Source organism: Burkholderia sp. Bp9140, from assembly GCF_003853425.1.
Classification (GTDB): domain Bacteria; phylum Pseudomonadota; class Gammaproteobacteria; order Burkholderiales; family Burkholderiaceae; genus Burkholderia.
In genome coordinates, this window is sequence record NZ_QTPQ01000021.1 from 81431 (window position 1) to 102353 (window position 20923).

Here is a 20923-nt window from a genome sequence, read left to right on the forward strand (position 1 = left end):
GATTCCTTTTCAGAACCTTTCGGACGAGTCGATGGCTACAGGTCGAGTACGAGGCGTGGACTGCGGGCACGGGAGCAGCACAGCAGCATCCTGTCGTTCGACGCTTTTTCGGCATCGCAAAGGAACGCATCGCGGTGATCGGGTATGCCCTCGAGTACATTCGTCAGGCACGTTCCGCAAACGCCCTGCTGACACATCACGTCGACCCGCACGCCATTTCGCGCCAGCACATCGACGATGGACTCCCCTTCAGGGACTTCCAGTTCCGTGCCGCTGCGCGCAAGCCTGACCGTAAAACGCGCCTGCGGCGCATCGGCCAGCGACGGATCTGCCTGGAAATGCTCCAGGTGCACCGCGTCGGCCGGATAGCATTGCGCCGCCTTCTGCGAGACGAGGTCCATGAACGGGCGCGGTCCGCACGTATAGATGTGACGGCCGGCGGGGCGCCATGCCAGCCGCGCCTCGAGGTAAGCGGCCAACTCGGCAGGTTCCACGCCGTAATGAATCGTCACGTGTGCAGCGAAATCCGGACCGGCCAGCACATCGGCAAATGCCGTATGCGCCGGTGAGCGGGTGAAATACTCGAGGTGAAACCAGCGGTTCGCCGCATGCAGGTGTCGCGCCATGCTCAGCAGAGGCGTCACGCCGATTCCGGCGCCGAACAGCAAATTTTCCTGTGCGTCCGCCGCCAGCGGAAAGTGGTTGCGCGGTCCGGTCACGCCGACCAGATCGCCGACATGCAACCGGTCATGCATCGCGCTCGAGCCGCCGCGCGACTGCGCTTCCCGCTTGACCGCGATCGTATAGGAACCGGTCTGTTCCGGGCCGTTGCAGATTGAATACTGCCGCACCAGCCCGGGCTCCAGATGAACATCGATGTGCGCGCCGGCCGTAAATTCGGGCAATGGACTGCCGGTATCATCCACCAGTTCGAAACTGCGGATTTCCGGCGTCTCGTCGGTGATGCGATTGACGCGTAACATAAGCAACGGCTGATGCATGAGAACCTCGATGTATCCTTGAAGATTCGATCGCCTCGCTGCCGGCCGCGGCCTCGCTCTGGGTCACGCCACCGGCAGCAAGGGACGCGCCGCCTTACCGCGGCGACGACTGGATGACGGCAGCGTCCATCTCGCCGACCGCACCCATTCGCGGGTCGGGCAATGAGCCCCACATGTCGACCGACTCCGGTTTCGGCGGCAATACGCGCGCGGCACGCGCACCGTCGTCGGCGAACTCCTCCATCCCGAAGCTGTACTCGAGCGTCAATGCATCGGGATCGAGAAAATACAGGAACACGCTTTGCGAAGCCGGGTGCCGCCCGGGACCGTACACGACAGGAACCTGGCTGCGGTCGCAGCGGTTCATCGCGCACCCCACGTCGTCGATCGACTCCACCATGAAATTGAGGTGATGGAAATGGGCGTGCTCGGAGGCACCGATACCCAGCCCGTGGTGATATGGACTGCCGGCCGGACGCATGAAGCTCGCCATCTCGCCAATGCTGTCCGAGTCGAGAAAATCGAGCACCTCCCGAAAGAACGCTTGCGCTGCCGCACGATGCGGCGTGCTGAAGACAACGTGGCCCAGGCGCAGGATGCGGGTGTGCGAAACCTCGAACGCGAACGCGTCCGACGCGGGCCCGCGCACGTAGAATTCGAGCGTTGCCCGGGTATTCGGTTCGACGATACGGGTCGCGCGCGCGATTCCCCGATCGCCGCATTCGGCATCGCCGACGATCTCGTACGGCACATCGTGGTCACGGAGCTTCCCGTGCAGCGTGTCGAACTGCGTCTCGTCCTCGAGCATCCAGCCCGCGCGGCGAAAGCCGGCCGGCGATTTTTCATGCAGCACCACCGAATAGGGCTCGTCGTCGCAGCGGAACAGTTCGGCGCCGTCGCTGCGCGTGCCGACCCACTGCAACCCTACGATGCGCTCGTAAAACTCGCGCGCACGCGCGAGGCTGCTGACATTCAGCTCGACATAACCGAGCTTTCGGTAACGAATCATGATGGCGTTCGTCCAGTTGGTTCGCCGGCGCGGCGTGTGCGCCGTTTGCTCAAAGAATGAAGCTCAGTTTGCCGTGCGGACGCAGGCTCTCGAGATCGAGCACCGCACGCCGCTCGCGCAACAGCAACCCCTCCGGTCCGCGCACGACGATATGCCGGTATTGGCCGACATAGACATCGGTCTGCTCGAACTGGAAACGCCACACGGCAAAGTTCGCGGCAACGGTCGCCTGATTGCCGTCGGATTCCAGGATCCGGACGTTGGTAATCAAGCGGCGCGTTCTCGACCGTGGATTCTCGGCCCACACCGAACGCCCCATCAGTTGACCGACGCGCGAGCGCAGCGTGTCGTTGTTGTCGGCGACGAGGAACAGCGTGTCCCTGTGATCGGCTTGCGGTACGTCGAGCGGCGGCACCAGATAGCGCGCATCGTCGGTCAGGAGCTTGAGCCATGCATCCAGCTTCCAGTCGTCGAGCAGCGCGGCCTCCTCGAACAGGAACCGCTCGACCTCGTTGACGGTGATCGGTGCGTCCTGGCCGTTCGTCGCCGATGTCGGATCATTTGCTTTTTCGAGCATCACATTCCCTCGTCAGGCTGTAGTCGTCACGGGCGAGTCGGAGCAGTCCGTCGGCCCCTCGATCCCGCGCATCATCGCGTGCCAGCGACGCCAGAACGCCCGCATCTGTAACTCGTCGCTGGCGAGCGGTGCGCGCCCCATGCCGCGCGATATATCGGACCAGCCGATTTCCCGTTGCGACGCGAACGCACGCTGGCACCCCTCCAGCCCCGACACGTCATCGGGCGTACCGAACCCCGCCGGCCCGAGGAACGAAATGAAGTTTTCGAAGCGCCGCTCCCGCAGTTCATGCGATTCGTTCTTCGGCAGAAGCGCCCACGCGTCGATTTCGATGAAATCGGGCGATACCGGATAGAACGTGCGGACGGTCCTCCACAACGAAATCAGGATCAGGTTCGGGTAGATGAATATGTTGCGGCTGTGGTCGGCAATCCAGTGCGCGCGCTCCTTGCCGAATTTTTCGTCGAGTCCTGCTCGAATGCCTTCGAGTTCCTTTTGGGCATTGCCGGCCAGCGGTGTCGGCAAGAGCGGGCTCTCGATGAGCGCATGCCCGTTGTTCAGTGCAATGCCGCGGGTGTTCGACATCGCGCCCGGACCGATCCACTTGTTCGGGTCCATGCCGATGTCCGGCAGGAACTGCCGGAAATAGCGCTGGTGCGTCGACATGACGTGATACGCGTCGATGCTGTTTTCCACCAGCAGCTTCCAGTTCGCGCGCATGCTGTACGATTGCGCGCCCGGCACGACTTCGACGTCGTCACCGCCGTAGTCGAGCATGGCGTCGATGTACTCGCGCGCGTCACCGAGATACGTGCACAAATCGACGATCTCCGGATCGAAGCTGACGAACATCATGCCGCGATAGCTTTCGAAGCGCGGCACCGGTTTCAGCCCCATCTGCGTCTTGTCGAACGCAGCCGTGTACGCGTCTTCGCCGGGAAGACCGACCAGCGAACCTTCGAGATTGAACGACCAGGCGTGATAAAAGCACGTGAACACGCGCGCGCTGCCCGACCGTTCCCGACACACCGCATTGCCGCGATGCGGACAGCTGTTGAGAAATGCCCGGTGCTGACCCGATGCGTCGCACGTCAGCAGAAGCGGCCGCCCGCCGACCTTGCGCGTGATGTAATCGCCGGGCTTGGACAATTCCGATTCATGACCGGCATACAGCCAGCAGCGATCGAAAATTTCGCTGCGCTCGCGCTCGAGAACAGCGGGGTCGGTAAACGCGCTCCGGTGCACGCGAAACGTTCCGCGCGTACGGTCGTCCTCGACCAGCTGCTCGATATTCGGTCGTTGCATGTGTTTCCTCCAATAGAATTTGGCTTGTCGTCGCGGCGCCGCTCTCAGAGCATCGCCATGCCACCGCTCACGCCAATGTGCTGGCCGGTGACAAACGACGCTTCGTGCGACGCGAAGAACGCGACCGCGGCCGCGACCTCGGTCGGATGCGCGGGACGCCCGATGCCCACGGCCGAACTGCTGACCATCTTGACGAGTTCGTCCAAGACGTCGGGCGGTGTCCAGGTCGGATCGCGAAAGCCTGCAGGCTGCGGGTCCGGATCGCCGTCGGCACTCGAATCGACGGCACCTGGCGACACGCAATTGACCGTGATGCCGTCACGCAGCGTTTCGCCTGCAAGCGTCGCCGTCAGACCAACCATCGACCCCTTGCCGACACCGGCGAGCACCGTGTGAAACGGCAGCCCGGTTCTCCATGCTTCACCGCCGATATTCACGATGCGGCCGTAGCGGCGCTCGAGCATGTACGGCAGCACGGCCTTGCACGTGCGCAACGTGTTCCACACGTTCCACTTGACGGCGTCCTCCAGCAACGCGTCCGGAAAGTCGATCAGCCGCATCCGGATCAGCGCAGCGGCGTTATTGACGAGCGCGTCGATCCGACCGAAACGTTCGTAGACCTCTTCGGCGATGCGCTCTGCGACGCCCGGCTCACTCAGATCGCCGGCATACGGCAACACCATCGAGCCGGTCTGATCGGACAATTGCGCCGCGGTGCGAGCGGCCCGTTCATCCTGAATATCGGCGATGACGACATTTGCCCCCTCTTCGGCGAGGCGGCGTGCGATCACGCGGCCCAGCCCCTGTGCGCCGCCCGTGACGATCGCTACCTGGTGTTCGAATCGGCGGCTTTGAGTGGGGATTTCGTACTCGGCAGTCGCCGCGGGTACCGGGGCAGCCGTATTCGGAACTTCGTTCATATGTCTCCTCGCTAGGTCGTGTTCCGCGTCGGCGGTCCTACGTTCGGTGTCTCGGACAACTCAAGTACGGCAGGTGAATCGCCCGTACCCTTTCATGCGGCTCTCATCGCGGGGCGCTCCCGGGCCGGCGGGAAAATCCGCCATGCACCGTCACGGTGGCGAAAGAAAAACAGCGCAACGGGACCTTCCGCCTTGAGCGTTTCGACGCGCACATAGCATTCACGGTCGGATCGCCTGTTTCTGAATGCCGTGATGCGGATGCCGCTGGCAGGATCCGGAGCGAGCCAGTCCTCGACCATCGCGCGCAACGAATGATTCCAGCTGGACATGATCTTCTCCTTCATCGCGTCGAACGCGACAGTCCTGCCTGCCACCGACCGCTAGCGCTGAATCCACGGATAGCGCTCGGTATCCCGCCCGGCATAATCGGGATCGAGATAGACGAAGCAGCGGTGAATCAGTCCGTCACGGATCTCGAACACATCGCACCAGTGGCCCGCACCCCAGGCAGGCGAGTCGGCCTGCCACGCCCCATCGCGATGAATGCCGTGGCTCGTGCCTTCGCAAACGACCACGTCGCCGCCGGAAAACACCCAGCTGACAGCGTCGAGGTGATGATTGACCGACTGGAGCAGCGCCGTGACGTCCATCAACATCCGTCCGATCTCGGCCTTGCCTCGCGCTGTGCCCCACTTCGGGAAATGAACGATCGCGTCGTCTGCGAACAGGTCGATGATCGACCCGCCCGATTCCGTGATTCCGCCGCTGTCGACTGCCCGCAAATAGCTCAATGCGACTGCCTTGCGGGCCTCGTCCACCATTGCTTTCATTTGGTCACCTCGCTCGAATCAGTGAATGGGAGGCTGGCCGACCGGGCCGGCCCACCGGTATGACGACGTCGTTCCGCGATGGAGATCCAGCCGCAGGCGATCGCAAGCACGATCGCCGGCGTCGGGTTGCCGCCTATCACGAATACATGCGTGCAGATGGCGACAAGCATCATGCTCAACAGCAGCAGCGCGCCGGGCCTTCTGGTCGATGCATTCAACAGCAATGCGCAGCCGGTAATCTCCAGCCCGCCGGTCAGGTACCTGAACCATTGGCCGATGCCGATACGTGCGAACAGCTCGACCATCCAGGGCATGCCCGCGAGCATCGCGGAGCCGGCCGCAAGAAAGATCCCGACGACGAGCAGTCGGACAACGCCGCCGACTCTGTCCGACATGGACATTGAGGATTTCATCGCGTCCCTCCTGTCATGGTTCCAGCAAGCCGCGGCTCATGTCCCTAGCGTAGTACGCCCCCTTTCCTTCGATTAGTGGGGCGTCCGGATTTCAGTCGTCCATGCAGTGGATGCATCACACGACATGACCCGGGCGAGGGCGGCCGAATGGTTGGACGAACCGCCGATGGCTTCAGGCGTCACGCCGATATGCCGGCATAGCGGCGGCGCAGGGAGAGTTTGTCGACCTTCCCGGTTCCGTTCAGCGGCAGCTCGTCGAGGAACACGACATCGTCCGGCAACCACCAGCGCGCAACGCGAGGAGAAAGGAAAGCGAGCAAACCATCGCGATCCAGTGGCTGCCCCGGTTTGCGCACCACGAACATCATCGGTCGCTCGTCCCACTTCGGATGGCTGACGCCGATCACCGAAGCGAGCGCAACCGAAGGGTGTTCCATCGCTGCATGTTCGAGGTCGATGGAACTGATCCATTCGCCACCGCTTTTGATCACGTCCTTGACCCGGTCCGTGATCTGCACCATCCCGTCCGGGTCGATCTTCGCCACGTCTCCGGTCGGGAACCAGCCGTCGCGCAACGGCGACGTCTCGCTCTTGAAATAGCTCGACAACACCCAGAGGCCGCGAACATGCAGCTCGCCGACCGAAACGCCATCGCGCGGCAAGGTTTGTCCGGACCCGTCGACGATCCTCACTTCCACACCGAACAACGACCTTCCCGGCCGCGAACGAAGCGCGTGTTTCTCCGCCGAACAGAGATCGGCCTGCGAAGGAAGCAGGCCGCTCATCGTGGCGACGGCGGTTGTCTCGGTCATCCCCCAGCCGCACCGCACCTCGACGCCGAAATGCTCGACGTACCGCGCGATCAGCGATGGCGCCATCGCGGCCCCGCCGACGACGGCGCGGCGAAACGTCGAGAAGCGCTTGCACTCGGCTTCCATATACTGAGCAAGTCCGTGCCAGATCGTCGGTACGCCGGCGCTGACGGTCACGCCTTCGGATTCCATCAGTTCATACAGGCTGGCGCCGTCGAGATTCGGGCCCGGGAGAACGAGCTTGCTGCCGTTGATCGGCGCGGCGTAAGGAATGCACCACGCGTTGATATGGAACATCGGCACGGCCGGCAGCACGACGTCGTAAGCGGACAAGTCCATCGAGCCGGGAAGGCCCAGAACCAGGCTGTTGAGAACGATCTTGCGGTGCGAGTACAGCACGCCTTTCGGGTTGCCTGTCGTTCCCGACGTGTAGCAGAGCGCCGCCGGCTTGCGTTCGTCGAAGTCGGGCCATTCAAAATCGCCAGCTTCCGCTGCGAGCAACGACTCATAGCAGAACACACGATCGACCCGCTGCAGATCGGGCATCCAGCGAGGCTCGCAAAGGCAAATCCACGCCTCCACTCGAGGGCAACGCTCGGCCAGTTGCTCGACTTGTCCGGCAAAGGTGACGTCGAACAGCACGGCACGATCATTCGCGTGATTGATGATGTACGCGAGCTGCTCGATCTGCAGCCTCGGATTACAGGTGTGCATGACCATGCCGCTACCTGACACCGCGAAATACGCCTCGAGATGCCGATGGTTGTTCCATGCGATGCTTCCGACAACGTCCCCCTCGCCGAGCCCCAACCGGGCCAGTGCGTTGGCGAGGCGTCGCGCACGCGGGGCTGCATCGGCATATGTATAGCGAAACAGCGAGCCATTGGTTTCGCGTGACGCGATGCAAACGTCGCCGTACTGCAGCTCCGCATGATTCAGGATCGATGAAATAAGCAGCGGCCGGTCCATGATCGACTCTGTAGCCTGCATTGATAGTCTCCTCGCGTATCGTCTCGTACGCCTTGGCGGCGTATCCGATGGAAATCAGATGCTCGCCTGCATCGCCCGCAGCCCTGCCGCTTCGAGCATCGGTTTGACGCTGTCCAGCGCTCCGCCGCCATCGCACGGGATCACTGCTCCCGAGATGTAACTCGCGAACGGTGATGCGAGAAAAAGTGCCAGGTTGGCGATGTCGTCTGCCTCGCCGAGGCGTTTGAGCGGCACGTTGTCGGCGCATTGCGCGGCATCCTGATCGCCGTCGGCGAGCAGCCTCTTGAATCCCTCGGTGTCGGCGATCGGGCCGGGCGAAATCGCGTTGACGCGCAGATTGAACTGCCCCCACTCCAGTGCCAGAACACGCGTCAGCTGGTCGATACCGGCCTTGGCGGCACATGCGTGCGCCTGATAGCGCATCGGGATCGAAGACTGCGGCGCCGTGACATTGATCACGACGCCGCCCGGTTTGCGCATGTGCGCAAATGCTTGCCGCAACACGTGGAACGTACCGACGAGATCGATATCGATCACCGCCTTGAACCCGTTCGACGACATGCCTTTCGCTTCGCAGAGGAAGTTGCCTGCCGCGCCCGAGACCAGCACGTCGATATCGCCGAAGACGGCGACCGATGCGGCGAGCCCCTGCCCCACCGCATCGAAATCGCGCACGTCGGCACACACGCCATTGACTTGTCCGCCGTACTCGGCAAGTGCTTCGCACGCGGCATGCACGTTGTCGCGCTTGCGGCTGACCACCGTCACCCTGGCGTGTTGTCGTGCAAATGCCTTGGCGATACCCAGGTTGATACCAGTCGTCCCGCCAAACACAACCACATGCCGATCCGCAAATTCCAGGTTGATTTGCATACGCCCGTCTACGCCCCAGAGATAAAAGAACTCGATGGAGGCGAGTATGCAGAACCGATGATTCGACGAATAGCCGGCACGATCGGATTTCAGTCGTCCAGCGACGACAGCAATCCGATCGGCGAGCCGAACGCCAAGCGGTGTCGAAACCTGCGTTCGTTTCTTTCGCCAGTGGACGAGTGAAATCCAAATACAGCCACTACCGCCGCGGTACCTCGCTGGACATAATCCAGGCAATGGCGAGCGACCTGCGCGCTAGGAAATTCATGTCGTTCAACTACGGGAAGACATCATGCAACTCTTTACTCTGCAGGACACGGCGTTCGTCCTGATCGACCATCAAGTCGGCATCTTCGACTGGATCAAATCCATCGACCGCACTCAACTGAAGCGAAATGCCCTGCTCCTGGCGAAGCTGGCGGCACGCGCGGAAATCCCCGTCGTGCTGACGACGAGCCAGGAAACCAATGTGCAGGGCCCGCTGATCAAGGGAATCCGCAAGGCACTGCCGCAGGCCTACGCCGACCGCATCCTGCGCGTGGGCATCGTGAACGCCTGGGACGTCAAGGCTTTCGCCGACGCTGTTCGTGCTACCGGCAAGCGCAACCTGGTCATGGCGGGCGTCACGACCGACGTCTGCGTGATCGCGCCGGCCATCAGCGCCGTCGAGGAAGGCTTCAACGTGCAGGTCGTCACCGACGCCAGCGGCTCGGCAACCAAGATCGGCGACGAGATTGCGTGGCAACGACTCGAGCGTGCAGGCGTCCGATTGACGTCCACTGCGGGGATCACCGCCGAACTGGTCTACAACTGGGACACGGATCTGGGCGACTACGCGCTCAGCCTCATTCCCGGCGTGCTCGATGCGTCGGTCAAAACCCGCATCACACTGCGCATCCTGTGGCGCCTGTTGACCGGCCAGGGTCTGCCGCGCGTGGATTCGCAGCGGGCGAGCAAAGCCGGCAAGTTCGGTGCGGCGCTCACGAAATGACCGCTGCGCGGGAAAGCGGCGCCTGCGGCGCGCGACAACCGGCGGCGTGCCACGCAAGTCGCGACACGCCGCCGGCAATGTCACTTGCGATATGCCGTTGACGCTGCGCTTGATGATTGCCGGCCGAAGTGCCGGCAGTTGAATTGCGATACTCGGTAACAGTTTTATACCTCGGCCAAGCCATGACACTTCTTCATATCGATGCAAGCATCCTGCATGAACAATCCGTGAGCCGCCAGCTCACGGCAGCCATCGTCAAGCGGTTGACCGGCGAGTTGCCGAAAACCGAAGTAATCCGAATCGATCTCGCGGCTGAACCGCTCGGACATTTGTCCGCGGAAGAATTTCTCGCCTTTCGCGGCATCACGCCGCAAAGCGAGGAGGCGAAACAGGCCGCCGCTCGCAACGCAAAGACCCTGAACGACTTCCTCGCCGCCGACGTGATCGTCATCGGTGCGCCCATGTACAACTTTTCCCTGCCTTCGCAACTCAAGGCATGGCTCGACCGGATCGCGGTGCCCGGCGCAACGTTCCGCTATACCGCAAACGGTATTGAAGGGCTGGCGAACGGCAAGCGGGTCATCATCGCGTCCAGCCGCGGCGGCCAGTACACCGAAGCGACGCCGGCCGCGTTTCTCGATCACCAGGAAACCTACCTTCGGGACTTCTTCGGGTTCCTTGGCGTCGCCGATGTGACGTTCGTTCGCGCCGAAGGCCTGGCGATCAGCGAGGAAAGCCGCACCGCAGCCATCGATGCTGCCAAGGCCGATATCGAAAACCTCGCTGTCTGAGAGTCGAAGCCATGAACGTTCATCAAGCCAGGCGCGCTTCGTCGCCACGTCGAACAACCCGATTCGTATCCTGGAGCCTGCGGATTCTCGCGGCCAGCGCATTTCTCGCGGCCGGCGGCGCCAAACTCGCGGGCGTCCCGATGATGGTCGCGATCTTCGACCATATCGGCATCGGCCAGTGGTTTCGGTTCGTCACGGGCGTAACCGAAATCGTCGGCGGCGTCGCCATCCTGATTCCTGTGTCCGCGCTCTTCGGCGCGCTGCTGCTGTCCGCCACCATGGCCGTCGCGGTTCTTGTTCATCTGTTCGTCATCGGCGGAAGCCCGGCCCCGGCCATCGCGCTGTTGCTGGTCACCGCGACCGTCGCGTGGCTGCATCGTCCCGGCGTGACCGCCGGCCGATAGATCAAGTCCGACTACCCGGAGTGAAAGCGATGACAACGAGCAATCATCAACCGATCCCGCGCCGCATCGTGCATCGCACGCGGGGCCAGGGCCACGGCCCGATCACACGCCTGATGAGCCCTTCGGATCTGGGCGGTGTCGTCAAGCCCTTCGTGTTTCTCGATCTCTTCGATGCCGGCAGGACAACGATCCAGGCGATGGCCAGCATGCCGCTCCATCCGCATTCGGGCGTGGCGACCGTGACCATCCTGACCGAGGGAAGCATGCGGTACCACGATCCGGCGTCGGGTTCCGGAACGATCGGCTACGGCGGTGTCGAATGGATGCGGGCCGGTCGCGGCGTCTGGCACGGCAAGGAGATGTCGCCCGACGATGTGCCGCGTGTTCAGGGCTTCCAGCTGTGGCTGGCGCTGCCTGCCGAGCTCGAAAGCAGCGAGCCCGTCAGCCGATACATCGAAGCGGCCGACATGGTGCGATCCGGGCCCGCGAGCATCATTGTCGGCAACTACGAAGACAAGCAAAGTCCTGTTCCGGCACCCGCCGATATCAACTACCTGCTCGTTACGTTGCCTGCGGGAACGCGCTGGACGTACCAGCCGCCGGCGGGACATACCGTGGGGTGGCTGGCAGTGGCAAAGGGGCGTCTCAATGCCGGCACGGTGATCGATACCGGCGAAATGGTGATCTTCGAATCCGGCGAGGCCAGCATCGCACTTGAAGCGTCGAACGACGAAGATGCGGTGTTCGTATTGGGCTCCGCCGTGCCGCACGGCTACCCGTTGCATCTCGGCTACTACTCGGTACATACCTCGGCCCAAGCGTTGGAGGCCGGCGAACGCCGCATTGCCGAGCTCGGCCGCAAGCTGCGGGAAGCGGGAGACCGGCGCACCGACTCGGGAACCATTCCGGTGTTTCGATAACCGTCGATCGGGCGGGGCTCGCGCACCGCAGGAGATATCTCGATGAACGGACGCAATCATACGCAGTCAGAAATCTCCGAGTCCGTACCTGTGCAGGTCTCTTGCGACGATATTCCGTTCCGGGTGATCGTCGAACAATCGCTGGCGGGAATCTACGTGATCCTGGACGAGCGATTCATGTACGCGAACGAGGCGTTCGCTTCGATGTTCGGCTATCGCCCGGAGGAATTCGTCGGAACGCATCTCGAGGATCTCGCCACGCCGGATTGCCGGGAAGAAGTGATGAGGAACTATCGACTGCGGCTGACCGGCGAGCAGGGCTCCATCCGATACTTTCCGAAGTGCGTGCATCGCGACGGGCATGTGGTGTATCTCGACGTCCACGGTTCGGGCGTCGATTACCGAGGGCGGCGCGCCATATTCGGCGTCGGTGTGGACATCAGCGACCGCGTCGAACGGGAAAATGACCTGCGGTCGTCGCGCGAGCAACTGCGGCAGCTGACGGTCAGCCTCGATGCCGTTCGCGAGGAGCAGCGTGCCGCGCTGGCTCGCGAAGTGCACGATGTTCTGGGCGGCATGCTCACGTCCATCAAAATGGACGTCTCCCGCATTATCCGCCGCGCCGTGCCGGCGCAATCGGACGATATCGTCGAGATAGCGACCGAGCTCGTGGCGCTCGTCCAGGAAACGATCGACGCTGCTCGACGAATCTCGGACGAGCTTCGCCCCAGTATCCTCGATGCGCTCGGATTGACAGCCGCGATCCGACGTGAGGCGCGGCAATTCGAAAACCGGACAGGCGTCGACACCACGTTGGTTACGGACGGAATCGAGAGGCAGCTATCCGCCGAGCGCATGACCCAATGCTTCCGCGTCGTGCAGGAGGCACTGACAAACGTTGCACGGCACGCGGAGGCGGGTCGGGTACAGATTCGCTTGCGCTGGCAGGTGGGATCGCTGCTGATTGAAGTCGCCGACGACGGTTGCGGAATCGATCCGGCGTCGATGCGGGAACATTCGATTGGAATGCTCGGCATGTCGGAGCGCGCTGGAAAAATCGGCGGCACGCTCGAAGTCGGCCGTGCAAACGCCTGCGGAACGGTCGTCTCTCTGGTACTGCCGATCGACGACGAAAAGGAACGTACCGATGATTGACGTTCTCGTCGTGGACGATCACAAGGTCTTTCGTGCCGGCCTGAAGCGGCTGATCTCCGATGAAACCGACATTCGGGTCACGGATGAAGCCGCTGATGGCGCGACCGCGCTCGGCAAGATTCGCAGCGGTGGTTACGACGTCGTTTTGCTCGACATCAACATGACCGGAAGAAATGGACTCGACGTCCTCCAATCGATTCGCCGCGAGCGTCCGGCTATCCCGGTCGTCATGCTGTCCATGTATCCGGAAGAGCAATACGCGATCGTCGCCTTGCGCGCCCACGCGAATGCCTATCTCTCCAAGGACGCCGAGCCTCATGAGCTGATCGCGGCGATCCGCCAGGTCGCCGGAGGCGGCCAGTACCTGACAAGCCGCGCCGCCGCGCGCGTGCTGAGCCAGTTGAGCGAGAAGGAAGCCGCCTCTCCGCACGCGGCGCTTTTGCCGCGAGAAATGCAGATTTTCACGAGGATCGTCGCAGGTGTGTCGCTCACGGACATCGGCCATGAAATGTCCCTTAGCGTCAAGACCATCGGCACCTACCGATCGCGCATCCTGAGCAAGCTCGGGATGGCAAGCAACGCCGAACTGGTGCAATACGCGATGCGGTACGGCCTCGTCTGTTGACGTCCCGCAATTCGTCGCGTGGTCACGCAAGCGCCGAAGCATCGCGAATGGGTGACAAAATTCCGCGCGAATCGCGTCGACGGGCATCACGCCGCACAGGCTCCGATGCGTTCATGTCGCGAACGGGCCTGCATCCGATATCCGTGTTCTCTCACCCTTGAATCGAGGAATTCATGAAGCAGGCCGTTATCGTATCCGTCGCGCGCACCCCTATCGGTCGCGCCTATAAAGGTGGATTCAACGCCACCAAGTCGCCTACGCTGCTGGGCCACGCCATCGCGCATGCCGTTTCCCGTAGCGGAGTCGAGCCGGACGAAATCGACGATGTCGTGGTCGGCACCGCGCTCGCCGCGGGCACCGCCGGCATGAACCTGGCGCGTAACGGCGCGTTCGCGGCGGGACTGGGCGTACATGCCGGGGCTCAAACGGTCGACAGGCAGTGCGCGTCGGGCCTGATGGCCATCGCGACGGGGGCAAAACAGATCATGGTGGACGGCATGCGCGTCATCGTCGCCGCGGGCCACGAAAATATTTCCGCCGTCCAGAAGACCTATTTCGACGCGGTGGCGGCCGAGGCCGACCCTGCCGTGACGGCTCGCGCAATGCATGCGTACATGCCGATGCTGCAGACTGCCGAATTTGTCGCGCACAAGTACGGCATCGATCGTGAGCGCCAGGATCTCTATTCACTTCAGTCCCAACAGCGCACTGCGACGGCACAGCAAGCAGGCCGCTTCGATGCCGAGATCGTCCCGCTGACCACGCGCATGGCGGTACATGACAAGGAAACCCACGCGGTCAGCTATCGCGAGGTGACCGTCGCCCGGGACGAGGGCAACCGCCCGGAAACCACGATGGAGAGCCTGGCGGCGCTGAAGCCCGTGATCGAAGGCGGCACCGTGACGGCCGGCAACGCCAGTCAGCTGTCGGACGGCGCCGCAGCCTGCGTGATGATGGACGACGCGCTTGCCGCGCAGCGCGGCCTGCAGCCGCTCGGCATCTATCGCGGTATTGCCGTGGCGGGACTCGCACCCGAGGAGATGGGCATCGGCCCGGTTCTGGCCGTGCCCAAGCTGCTCAAACAGCATCGTCTGACGATCGACGACATCGGCCTCTGGGAACTCAACGAAGCATTCGCGTGCCAGGCGTTGTACTGCCGGGACAAGCTGGGTATCGATCCGGATCGCTACAACGTGAACGGCGGCGGCATTTCGGTCGGGCATCCCTACGGCATGAGCGGCACGCGCCTCGTGGGCCACGCGCTCATCGAAGGCCGGCGCCGAGGCGCACGTTATGTCGTCGTCACGATGTGTGTCGGCGGCGGCATGGGCGCCGCGGGCCTGTTCGAGGTGCTTGCCTGATCCGGGACGGTTTGCGGCGAAGCCGGGGCCGGCGCGCTTGAATCATCGGCCGGCCCGGTCATCACGCCGCAGTGCCGGCGAACTGCGAGCAACGCGGGGAGTTTCGACGACGACGGGATCACTGCTCCGCGAATGCGCGTTCGACGACGAAATCGCCGGGGGTACTGGTGTTGCCCTCCCGGAAACCGAGGTTGTCCAGCATATGTTTCAGGTCTCGCAGCATGCCCGGATTACCGCAGATCATCACCCGATCATGATCGGGATTCAATCCCGGCAAGTCCAGATCATCGCAGATCTTCCCGCTTTCAAGCAGATGCGTCACACGCCCCATGTTCCTGTACGGCTCGCGCGTAACGGTCGGATAGTACCGAAGCTGACGGCCGACAATATCTCCGAGGAATTCGTGGTTCGCCAGATGCTCGGACAGCATGTCGTGATAGGCCAGTTCGTCGACCTGCCGCACGCCATGCACGAGGATGACCTGCTCGTACTTTTCGTAGGTTTCGGGATCACGCACGATACTCATGAAAGGCGCAAGTCCGGTACCGGTGGACAACAGGTACAGCCGCCTTCCGGGCAACAGATAGTCGATGACCAGCGTACCGGTCGGCTTGCGGCCAACGATGATCGTGTCACCCACCCGGATGTGCTGCAGCCTGGAGGTCAACGGGCCGTCCGGAACCTTGATGCTGAGAAATTCCAGTTGTTCCTCGTAATTGGCGCTGACGATACTGTAGGCGCGCAACAGCGGCTTGCCCTTCACATTGAGACCGATCATCGTGAAGTGGCCGTTCGAGAACCGCAGTGCTCCGTCACGAGTTGTCGTGAAGCTGAACAGTTTATCGGTCCAGTGATGGACGCTGGTCACTCGCTCTTCAGAAAATGAACTCATGGTTTGATCGCTGCTGATCTTTGCGGACAAGGTGAAGTAAACGAAATGCGGAATTCTCGCTCCACGCACTAGCGCTGCAAGTGCTCGAGCTTGGATTTCCTTTCCCGCCAGGCATCCGCCTGCGGCAGCGGCTCGGCGCGCTTCGTGACGATCGGCCAGATCGACGCCAGTTCGGCATTCAACCCGACGAACGACTGCATGTCCTCCGGCAGTTCGTCTTCCGCATGGATGGCATTCACCGGACATTCGGCGATGCACACGCCGCAGTCGATGCATTCGCCCGGATCGATCACGAGGAAGTTCGGCCCCGCGTGAAAGCAGTCCACCGGACAGACCTCCACGCAATCCGTATACCGGCACTGGATGCATGAATCCGTCACTACATGCGTCATCTTTTCCTCCCATGTAATCCGCTGTGATTCGATCCGCTGCCGCCTACCGGCATACGTTGATCGGGATGACCCGCTCTGTCGCGTAATTCAGGGCGCCGGAGCGAAAGCCCTGGAGATCGAGCGAAATGAACTGATATCCGAGTGCTTTCAACGCATCGACGATCGTCGACCTCCGTTCGACCGCCATCTGGAACTCGGTCGGAATCAACTCGAGCCTCGCGACTTCGCCGTGATGTCGAACACGAAACTGCGTGAATCCGATCGTCGACAATGCGCTTTCGGCACGTTCTATCCGGTCCAGGAGCTCGGCGGTCACGGGCGTGCCATACGGAATGCGCGAAGACAGGCATGCGGCCTGCGGTTTCCCGGCGTTCTTCAGGCCGAGATGTGCCGCGATCTCGCGTATCTCCGCCTTGCGGATCCCGCACTCGACCAGCGGAGAGCGCACCTGTTGCTCCTCTGCGGCCAGCAAGCCTGGACGATGGTCGCCGAGATCGTCTACGTTCGTTCCGTTGAGGATCCAGTGAATGCGCCTGTCGCCAGCGATCCTGCGCATTTCCGTGTAGAGCGTCGACTTGCAGTAGTAGCAACGATTCACGGGATTGCGCGCGTAGTCGGCGTGATCGAGCTCGTCCGTTTCGATCACGAGATGCTGCATGCCCCAGTCGGACGTGATGTTGCATGCCAACTGGAGATCGTCGCGTTTCAGGCTCCGGGAGCCGGACGTAACCGCGATCGCTTTGGCGCCGAGCTCCTGAGATGCGATGCAGGCAACGAGCGTACTGTCCACTCCTCCGGACAGCGCAACCAGCGCGCCGCCAAGGCTCCCTATGTTGCGGCGCAGATCATCCAGCTTTGCTGCTGTTTGGGTATCCATGAGAGTCAGTCCGTGTTGATCAGCGATGCCTGGTAGCCGGCACCGAATCCGTTGTCGATGTTCACGACGGAGACACCCGACGCGCAGCTGTTGACCATTCCGAGCAGCGCCGTGATCCCGCCGAGATTCGCGCCGTATCCAACGCTCGTTGGAACAGCGATGACGGGCATTTTCACCAGTCCCGCCACGACGCTCGGCAACGCCCCTTCCATGCCCGCAATGACGATCGCGACGCGCGCCTGGTTCAGTTCATCCAGACAGGCAAAGAGGCGATGGATGCCCGCGACGCCGACATCGGAGAAGCGCATGACCGTGTTTCCGTAGAACTCGGCGGTCACGGCGGCCTCTTCCGCCACGCGACTGTCCGATGTTCCGGCGGTGACCACCGCGATCGGCCGTGTCCGTCTCGGCCTGGCCTGAAACGACAAGGTGGCCGTTCCGGCGGCTTCGTTGAACATCACACCGCTCACGCGCGTCAGAATTTCTTTGGCTTGTTCGGGGCCGACGCGCGTGGCCAGGACATCCTGCTTCTTTTCGGCGAGCGTTTCGAAGATGTCCGCCATTTGCCTGGCGGACTTTCCCAGACCGAAGACGACTTCGGGCGCGCCGACCCGCCGCGCGCGATGCAGATCCAACGCGGTGTGCCCGATGTCGGCGATGTACGCGCGATGCAGTTGCGTGGCCGCCTCCGGCAAGGACAGCGCCGAACTGCCGTATGCATGCAGGACCTTTTCCACGTCGTTCATTCTTCATCTCCTGCCGCACCCTGGCCCGCGGCCAGCAAAGCGCCGACCTCCGCCTCGATGTCCTTCCGGATTTCACCGTAGGGCATCCCGTGCAGGATCGACAGTTTCCTGACGTCATCATGTTCGACCTTCCATCTGGAACGCGCACTCGGCAATTCGACCACCTTCACGCGCACGGCGCCGAAGCGTGTCTCGAGGGTAAGCAGGGTCCGCGGCAAAATCCGCTTCGACGCGGATTGAATCCGAACGCCGATCGTCGTGGAGTGCTCGAACAGGACGTCGACCAACGCGTCTCTGCTGCTCTGCGCGCATAGCACGGAAACCATGTGCGCAAGGCGGCTCTTCTTCATCACGATAGGTGTCAGGAAGACATCGGCCGCGCCGGCCTCGAACAGCCGCTCCATCAGCGGTTCCAGCGCCTCCGGGGTCATGTCGTCGATATTGGCCCTGATTTCCAGGCTCTGCCGCCCGTCGCCGCCATTCGACACGGGTTCATCCGCCAGTTCGCCGAGCATGACGCGCAACACGTTCGGCACCCGGAAGTCGCGAGTACCGATGCCGTATCCGATACGTTCGATCCGGAAGTTCTCGGGCGATTCGAACGCGTAGACGGTCCCCTTCAGGATCGCCGCGCCGGTAGGCGTCGTCGCTTCGCCGTCCACGCCACCGATACGGCACGGAACGCCCTTGAGAATCTCGGCGGTGGCAGGCGCCGGCACTGGCAACGTGCCATGTTCGCAGTCGACGAAGCCGTCTCCCAGCTCGACGCTGGAACAGATGACTCGATCGACAGCCAGATAGTCCAGGCAAATCGCGGCACCAACGATGTCGACAATGGAATCGATCGCGCCGACTTCATGGAAGTGGACATCGTCGATCTCGCAACCATGAATGCGGGCTTCCGCCTCGGCGATGAGATGAAAGATACGCAGGCAACTCGTTTCGACGCGGGATGAATACCCGGCATCCACGACGATCTGCTTGATATCCCCGTAGTGCCGATGCGCGTGACGGGATCCGTGCCGGCGCGGCGAATTCGATCGCGCGAACGATACGGGCTTCACCAATACACTCGCCCTGGTACCCCAGATACCCGACTTTTCGGCGCGGCTGAAGTCCAGAGTGAATTCGGATTCGAGCCTCAATCGCCCGAGCTGGTCGACGAGATAGCTTCTGTCGACGCCGAGATCCACCAGGGCGGCTAGGTTCATGTCGCCGCTGATGCCGGCGGAACATTGATAAAAGAGCGTCTTCATGGTGCCTCGACCCGGCGATGATGGGAAACGAAACGATGCTGGAAGCGCGCTCGCAGGCATGACGCAATGTCCTCCGCGAGCGCTTCCCTGGTCTTCTGCGCTGCCAGACCTTCGACGAGGACGGGAACGGCGGACTTCACTTCATCATGCGGTCCAGGAAGACAAACGATCGTGGTTGCACCGACCTGGCCGACGCCGATTCGGACCGCATCCTTGGCATGCCTGCCGTGGCCGCGCTCAACCAGAAAGATTACGGGAGTCGCCGCCAGAGGATCGAGCGACTTCAACGCTTCCAGCGTGCAATCCTTGCGCTCCGCACCGACGCCTCCCGTCGTGACGATCAGGCGATAGGCACCCTCGTGAACGGCGTCGAGCATGGCTTCGCTGATCCGTTCGAGCGAATCCTCGAGGTTCTCGCCCAACGCGACGCTGTAGCCCGTCGCCTTCAGGCTTGCTTCGATAAACGGCTTGTTGGAATCGACGATCTGGCCGTCGGCTACCTCGTCTCCCGTGGAAAACACCAGAACCCTGCGCGCCAGGCGCGCCGCGATGTCATCCGCCATCGCCCGCGTTCTGGCTGCGATCTTCCTGCCCTGTCGCGCATTCATGCCGATCCAGCCGAGCACGCCGTCCGATCTGACTTCGGTGCGCTCATCGAAGCCGAAACCGGCGATCCTGGCCAACGCGGTCAACAGTTGCATTCGCTTGCCGGCGATACGCTCCAGATCGATATGCTCGCGCAGGATATCGAGGGAAAGGACGTCGCCGATCGCATCGATGACGTAAACCTCGTCGCGCCGAAGACCAAGCACCTCCGCCACGCACTGCGCGACTGCATCCAGGTCGACACCGTCCATCCGCACCGGCTGCAGGCGCAGCTCCGTCTTGTGAAACAGACTGTAGCGGTCATGCTCGTCACGCTGTCGCGGCGTGGCGAGGCTATCGAATTCCGATCCGTGCTTCATGCGCCGTCCCCCACGTCCACGACGGTCAAGTGCATGTCGAGCAACGGAGCGTCGACGATCGATCGTCCGACATCGACGAGATCCACATCGACCTGTCGAAGTTCGTCGATCATATCCAGCGTGACGCCACCGCCGAAAGCGACCTGAACGCCGGAACGGCACGACAGCGCGTCGAGCGCGTTCGATACCTTCGCGATGTCATCCGGATTACCCGTATCGACGAAGATCACATCGGCGCCGTGGCGAGCGGCCGCAACGGCCTCACGCTCGATTGCATCGAACTGGCCGCAGACCTGAATGACGCGTCGATATCCGTCCAGGTCGGCTACGGCGGCGAGCGTATTCCCGATTCCACCGAACATGCGTACGTAGTTCTTGTCGAGATACAGAAACGGCGTCGAACTGATGCGCGTTTCCGCTCCGCCAGCGGCGGCCGCGTCGCGAATGAGCGCTTTCAGTTCCAGCGGCATTTTCTTCCAGGCGCCCGAGACGATCGCCAGATCACCGGCTGACCGGTCGACAAATCGCCGTGCCGCGGTAGCAATCCCGGATGCCTTCGCGACGCATCCGATCAACCGGTCCTCGCCCATCGCGATCTGTTGTGGCGTGCCCCGCACGTTCATGATGCAATCGCCCGCCCGAACCCGCTCGCCGACCGTGATCGATTCAAGCAGCTGAATGCCGAGGCTCGCCGCCACGGCCTCCGCTTCGCGAATACCTGCGATCACCCCGGACGCATCGGCCAGGATCCGTGCGGTTACCCGACGGCCGGCAATCGAGCGAAAGATGTCCGTTCGGACGTCGTGATTCGTATGCAT

General features: G+C 62.4%; 24 protein-coding genes. 7 read left to right on the forward strand and 17 right to left on the reverse strand.

The genetic code is table 11. The features are described 5' to 3' along the window. Positions 1-35: 35 nt before the first annotated feature. The 10 genes from DIE21_RS18710 to DIE21_RS18755 form a co-directional block, all read right to left on the reverse strand. Complete coding sequence (locus tag DIE21_RS18710; RefSeq protein ID WP_124499104.1) at positions 36-1001, reverse strand: PDR/VanB family oxidoreductase; 966 nt, start codon at positions 999-1001, stop codon at positions 36-38. A 94-nt stretch (positions 1002-1095) separates the two neighbouring features. Next, positions 1096-2010: a VOC family protein gene (locus tag DIE21_RS18715; RefSeq protein ID WP_124499105.1), complete on the reverse strand. Its 915-nt coding sequence runs from the start codon at positions 2008-2010 to the stop codon at positions 1096-1098. Positions 2011-2059: 49 nt separating this feature from the next. Beyond that, positions 2060-2587: an aromatic-ring-hydroxylating dioxygenase subunit beta gene (locus DIE21_RS18720; RefSeq protein ID WP_124499106.1), complete on the reverse strand. Its 528-nt coding sequence runs from the start codon at positions 2585-2587 to the stop codon at positions 2060-2062. Positions 2588-2599: 12 nt separating this feature from the next. Further along, complete coding sequence (locus DIE21_RS18725) at positions 2600-3892, reverse strand: Rieske 2Fe-2S domain-containing protein (RefSeq protein WP_124499107.1); 1293 nt, start codon at positions 3890-3892, stop codon at positions 2600-2602. A 44-nt stretch (positions 3893-3936) separates the two neighbouring features. Then, the gene (locus tag DIE21_RS18730; protein ID WP_124499108.1) at positions 3937-4812 is read right to left on the reverse strand and encodes an SDR family NAD(P)-dependent oxidoreductase; all 876 of its coding nucleotides are present in this window, start codon (positions 4810-4812) and stop codon (positions 3937-3939) included. 92 nt (positions 4813-4904) lie between these two features. Beyond that, positions 4905-5141 (reverse strand): hypothetical protein, encoded by a 237-nt coding sequence (locus DIE21_RS18735; RefSeq protein WP_124499109.1) that lies wholly within the window; start codon positions 5139-5141, stop codon positions 4905-4907. A 51-nt stretch (positions 5142-5192) separates the two neighbouring features. Then, entirely contained in the window at positions 5193-5642 is a 450-nt protein-coding gene (locus tag DIE21_RS18740; protein WP_260426757.1) for a nuclear transport factor 2 family protein, read from the reverse strand. Next, positions 5639-6055 (reverse strand): DoxX family protein, encoded by a 417-nt coding sequence (locus tag DIE21_RS18745; RefSeq protein WP_124499110.1) that lies wholly within the window; start codon positions 6053-6055, stop codon positions 5639-5641. The genes DIE21_RS18740 and DIE21_RS18745 overlap by 4 nt, the downstream gene beginning before the upstream one ends. Before the next feature lie 179 nt (positions 6056-6234). Further along, positions 6235-7857, reverse strand: coding sequence for a long-chain-fatty-acid--CoA ligase (locus DIE21_RS18750; RefSeq protein ID WP_260432518.1), 1623 nt, complete (start codon positions 7855-7857; stop codon positions 6235-6237). A 54-nt stretch (positions 7858-7911) separates the two neighbouring features. After that, positions 7912-8730 carry an SDR family oxidoreductase gene (locus DIE21_RS18755; RefSeq protein ID WP_124499111.1) on the reverse strand — a complete coding sequence of 273 codons (819 nt, stop codon included), beginning with the start codon at positions 8728-8730 and terminating at the stop codon, positions 7912-7914. A gap of 292 nt (positions 8731-9022) precedes the next feature. Here DIE21_RS18755 and DIE21_RS18760 point away from each other — a divergent pair, with 292 nt between their 5' ends. From DIE21_RS18760 to DIE21_RS18790, 7 genes are all read left to right on the forward strand, one after another. After that, positions 9023-9721 carry an isochorismatase family protein gene (locus DIE21_RS18760; protein ID WP_124499112.1) on the forward strand — a complete coding sequence of 233 codons (699 nt, stop codon included), beginning with the start codon at positions 9023-9025 and terminating at the stop codon, positions 9719-9721. 182 nt (positions 9722-9903) lie between these two features. After that, a complete protein-coding gene (locus DIE21_RS18765; protein ID WP_124499113.1) occupies positions 9904-10512 on the forward strand; it encodes an FMN-dependent NADH-azoreductase in 609 nt (202 codons plus the stop codon). 11 nt (positions 10513-10523) lie between these two features. Then, positions 10524-10916 carry a DoxX family protein gene (locus tag DIE21_RS18770; protein ID WP_124499114.1) on the forward strand — a complete coding sequence of 131 codons (393 nt, stop codon included), beginning with the start codon at positions 10524-10526 and terminating at the stop codon, positions 10914-10916. A 29-nt stretch (positions 10917-10945) separates the two neighbouring features. After that, on the forward strand, positions 10946-11836 hold the full coding sequence (locus DIE21_RS18775; RefSeq protein ID WP_124499115.1) for a pirin family protein: 891 nt from the start codon (positions 10946-10948) through the stop codon (positions 11834-11836). Between the two features lie 42 nt (positions 11837-11878). Continuing rightward, positions 11879-12991, forward strand: coding sequence for a PAS domain-containing sensor histidine kinase (locus DIE21_RS18780; RefSeq protein ID WP_124499116.1), 1113 nt, complete (start codon positions 11879-11881; stop codon positions 12989-12991). Next, entirely contained in the window at positions 12984-13616 is a 633-nt protein-coding gene (locus tag DIE21_RS18785) for a response regulator transcription factor (RefSeq protein WP_124499117.1), read from the forward strand. The genes DIE21_RS18780 and DIE21_RS18785 overlap by 8 nt, the downstream gene beginning before the upstream one ends. A gap of 173 nt (positions 13617-13789) precedes the next feature. Next, positions 13790-14977 carry an acetyl-CoA C-acyltransferase gene (locus DIE21_RS18790; protein WP_124499118.1) on the forward strand — a complete coding sequence of 396 codons (1188 nt, stop codon included), beginning with the start codon at positions 13790-13792 and terminating at the stop codon, positions 14975-14977. A gap of 118 nt (positions 14978-15095) precedes the next feature. Here DIE21_RS18790 and DIE21_RS18795 read toward each other — a convergent pair whose 3' ends face one another. The 7 genes from DIE21_RS18795 to DIE21_RS18825 form a co-directional block, all read right to left on the reverse strand. Continuing rightward, entirely contained in the window at positions 15096-15869 is a 774-nt protein-coding gene (locus DIE21_RS18795; RefSeq protein WP_124499119.1) for a ferredoxin--NADP reductase, read from the reverse strand. Positions 15870-15937: 68 nt separating this feature from the next. Continuing rightward, on the reverse strand, positions 15938-16261 hold the full coding sequence (gene fdxA, locus DIE21_RS18800; RefSeq protein WP_124499120.1) for a ferredoxin FdxA: 324 nt from the start codon (positions 16259-16261) through the stop codon (positions 15938-15940). 43 nt (positions 16262-16304) lie between these two features. Continuing rightward, positions 16305-17138, reverse strand: a complete 834-nt coding sequence (gene larE / locus DIE21_RS18805) for an ATP-dependent sacrificial sulfur transferase LarE (protein ID WP_124499121.1) — start codon at positions 17136-17138, stop codon at positions 16305-16307. Positions 17139-17143: 5 nt separating this feature from the next. Further along, on the reverse strand, positions 17144-17884 hold the full coding sequence (gene larB, locus DIE21_RS18810) for a nickel pincer cofactor biosynthesis protein LarB (RefSeq protein WP_124499122.1): 741 nt from the start codon (positions 17882-17884) through the stop codon (positions 17144-17146). Beyond that, positions 17881-19140, reverse strand: a complete 1260-nt coding sequence (gene larC, locus DIE21_RS18815) for a nickel pincer cofactor biosynthesis protein LarC (protein ID WP_185642800.1) — start codon at positions 19138-19140, stop codon at positions 17881-17883. The genes larB and larC overlap by 4 nt, the downstream gene beginning before the upstream one ends. Continuing rightward, positions 19137-20105: a molybdopterin-binding protein gene (locus DIE21_RS18820; RefSeq protein ID WP_124499124.1), complete on the reverse strand. Its 969-nt coding sequence runs from the start codon at positions 20103-20105 to the stop codon at positions 19137-19139. The genes larC and DIE21_RS18820 overlap by 4 nt, the downstream gene beginning before the upstream one ends. Next, entirely contained in the window at positions 20102-20923 is an 822-nt protein-coding gene (locus DIE21_RS18825; RefSeq protein ID WP_124499125.1) for a hypothetical protein, read from the reverse strand. Before DIE21_RS18825 ends, DIE21_RS18820 begins: the two co-directional genes overlap by 4 nt.

Bases quoted from the DNA above. Each gene is read 5' to 3' on its own strand.
- DIE21_RS18760 (WP_124499112.1), top strand. From the start codon at position 9,023: ATGCAACTCTTTACTCTGCAGGACACGGCGTTCGTCCTGATCGACCAT.
- DIE21_RS18820 (WP_124499124.1), bottom strand. From the start codon at position 20,105: ATGAAGCACGGATCGGAATTCGATAGCCTCGCCACGCCGCGACAGCGT.
- DIE21_RS18775 (WP_124499115.1), top strand. From the start codon at position 10,946: ATGACAACGAGCAATCATCAACCGATCCCGCGCCGCATCGTGCATCGC.
- DIE21_RS18795 (WP_124499119.1), bottom strand. From the start codon at position 15,869: ATGAGTTCATTTTCTGAAGAGCGAGTGACCAGCGTCCATCACTGGACC.
- DIE21_RS18715 (WP_124499105.1), bottom strand. From the start codon at position 2,010: ATGATTCGTTACCGAAAGCTCGGTTATGTCGAGCTGAATGTCAGCAGC.
- larB (WP_124499122.1), bottom strand. From the start codon at position 17,884: ATGAACGACGTGGAAAAGGTCCTGCATGCATACGGCAGTTCGGCGCTG.
- DIE21_RS18730 (WP_124499108.1), bottom strand. From the start codon at position 4,812: ATGAACGAAGTTCCGAATACGGCTGCCCCGGTACCCGCGGCGACTGCC.
- larC (WP_185642800.1), bottom strand. From the start codon at position 19,140: ATGAAGACGCTCTTTTATCAATGTTCCGCCGGCATCAGCGGCGACATG.
- DIE21_RS18790 (WP_124499118.1), top strand. From the start codon at position 13,790: ATGAAGCAGGCCGTTATCGTATCCGTCGCGCGCACCCCTATCGGTCGC.
- DIE21_RS18720 (WP_124499106.1), bottom strand. From the start codon at position 2,587: ATGCTCGAAAAAGCAAATGATCCGACATCGGCGACGAACGGCCAGGAC.
- DIE21_RS18780 (WP_124499116.1), top strand. From the start codon at position 11,879: ATGAACGGACGCAATCATACGCAGTCAGAAATCTCCGAGTCCGTACCT.
- DIE21_RS18750 (WP_260432518.1), bottom strand. From the start codon at position 7,857: ATGCAGGCTACAGAGTCGATCATGGACCGGCCGCTGCTTATTTCATCG.
- DIE21_RS18740 (WP_260426757.1), bottom strand. From the start codon at position 5,642: ATGAAAGCAATGGTGGACGAGGCCCGCAAGGCAGTCGCATTGAGCTAT.
- fdxA (WP_124499120.1), bottom strand. From the start codon at position 16,261: ATGACGCATGTAGTGACGGATTCATGCATCCAGTGCCGGTATACGGAT.
- DIE21_RS18770 (WP_124499114.1), top strand. From the start codon at position 10,524: ATGAACGTTCATCAAGCCAGGCGCGCTTCGTCGCCACGTCGAACAACC.
- DIE21_RS18765 (WP_124499113.1), top strand. From the start codon at position 9,904: ATGACACTTCTTCATATCGATGCAAGCATCCTGCATGAACAATCCGTG.
- DIE21_RS18735 (WP_124499109.1), bottom strand. From the start codon at position 5,141: ATGTCCAGCTGGAATCATTCGTTGCGCGCGATGGTCGAGGACTGGCTC.
- DIE21_RS18755 (WP_124499111.1), bottom strand. From the start codon at position 8,730: ATGCAAATCAACCTGGAATTTGCGGATCGGCATGTGGTTGTGTTTGGC.
- DIE21_RS18725 (WP_124499107.1), bottom strand. From the start codon at position 3,892: ATGCAACGACCGAATATCGAGCAGCTGGTCGAGGACGACCGTACGCGC.
- DIE21_RS18785 (WP_124499117.1), top strand. From the start codon at position 12,984: ATGATTGACGTTCTCGTCGTGGACGATCACAAGGTCTTTCGTGCCGGC.
- DIE21_RS18745 (WP_124499110.1), bottom strand. From the start codon at position 6,055: ATGAAATCCTCAATGTCCATGTCGGACAGAGTCGGCGGCGTTGTCCGA.
- DIE21_RS18710 (WP_124499104.1), bottom strand. From the start codon at position 1,001: ATGCATCAGCCGTTGCTTATGTTACGCGTCAATCGCATCACCGACGAG.
- larE (WP_124499121.1), bottom strand. From the start codon at position 17,138: ATGGATACCCAAACAGCAGCAAAGCTGGATGATCTGCGCCGCAACATA.
- DIE21_RS18825 (WP_124499125.1), bottom strand. From the start codon at position 20,923: ATGCATACGAATCACGACGTCCGAACGGACATCTTTCGCTCGATTGCC.